The sequence below is a fragment of the Streptomyces sp. NPDC058872 genome (assembly GCF_042743065.1).
Classification (GTDB): Bacteria; Actinomycetota; Actinomycetes; order Streptomycetales; family Streptomycetaceae; genus Streptomyces.
The window spans coordinates 1-1208 of record NZ_JBHYMK010000158.1 but is presented as its reverse complement, the minus strand read 5'-3'; the positions used below and the strand labels follow the sequence as shown (position 1 = coordinate 1208).

Sequence of the window (1208 nt, the reverse complement as noted above, 5' to 3'; positions counted from 1 at the left end):
GGCGATAACCGCGGTGGCGGCTATCGTCGTGACGACCGCGGTGGCGACAACCGCGGTGGCGGCTACCGTCGTGACGACCGTGGCGGCGACAACCGCGGTGGTGGCTTCCGTCGTGACGACCGCGGTGGCGACAACCGCGGTGGCGGCTACCGTCGTGACGACCGCGGTGGCGACAACCGCGGTGGCGGTTACCGGGGGCGGGAGGATCGGGGTGGCTACGGGCGTCGTGACGACCGGGGCGGTCGGGACCGCGACCGTGGAGACCGTGCCCCCCTCAAGCGCCTGCCGATCCCGCCGGAGGTCACCGGTGAGGAGATCGACCCGGACGTGCGCCAGGAGCTGATGAGCCTTCCCAAGGGGCTCGCCGACGACGTCGCGCGCAACCTCGTCATGGTCGCCCAGCTGATCGACGAGGAACCTGAGAAGGCGTACGGCTACTCCAGGGTCGCCCTGCGTCTCGCATCCCGCGTCGCAGCCGTTCGTGAGGCGGCCGGCTTCGCCGCCTACGCGACGCAGAAGTACTCCGAGGCCCTGGCCGAGTTCCGTGCTGCGCGGCGGATGAGCGGTGGGGTCGAGCTGTGGCCCGTCATGGCCGACTGCGAGCGCGGTCTCGGGCGGCCCGAGCGCGCCCTCGCCATGGCGGGGGAGCCCGAGGTGCAGAAGCTGGACAAGGCCGGCCAGGTCGAGATGCGGCTCGTGGCCGCCGGCGCCCGCCGGGACATGGGTCAGCTCGATGCGGCCATCGTCACGCTCCAGAGCCCCGAACTCGCTTCGGGCGCCGTGCACCCGTGGACCGCTCGCCTGCGGTACGCGTATGCAGATGCCCTCCTTGCCGCGGGCCGGGAGCGCGAAGCACGCGAATGGTTCGCCAAGGCCCTGGAAGCGGACAAGGACGGCGCCACGGATGCCTCCGACCGCCTCGCGGAGATGGACGGCGTCGAGTTCGTGGACGCCTTCGACGAGTCCGACGACATCGACGAGTCCCCCGCGGGCGAGGCTTCTGAGGACGCCGGGGCCGAGTCCGACGTCGATGACGAGGGCCACCGCGACGCCGACAAGGGCTGACGCGACGGAGCAGTGAGAGAAGGGCGGCCCCCCGCGGGGTGCCCCCCGTGTGCCTGTTGCGGGGGCGCAGTGCCCGGGCCGGCGCCGCACGACCACGCCCCGCGCGGGGTTAGGGGCGCATGAGGGCGGCTTACGGGGCCGGG

Annotated in this window: 1 protein-coding gene; it reads left to right on the top strand. The window is 73.0% G+C overall.

The annotated features are described in order from the left end of the window. Positions 1-282: 282 nt before the first annotated feature. Positions 283-1065 carry a hypothetical protein gene (locus ACFW22_RS35900; RefSeq protein ID WP_386413003.1) on the top strand — a complete coding sequence of 261 codons (783 nt, stop codon included), beginning with the start codon at positions 283-285 and terminating at the stop codon, positions 1063-1065. Positions 1066-1208 lie beyond the last annotated feature (143 nt).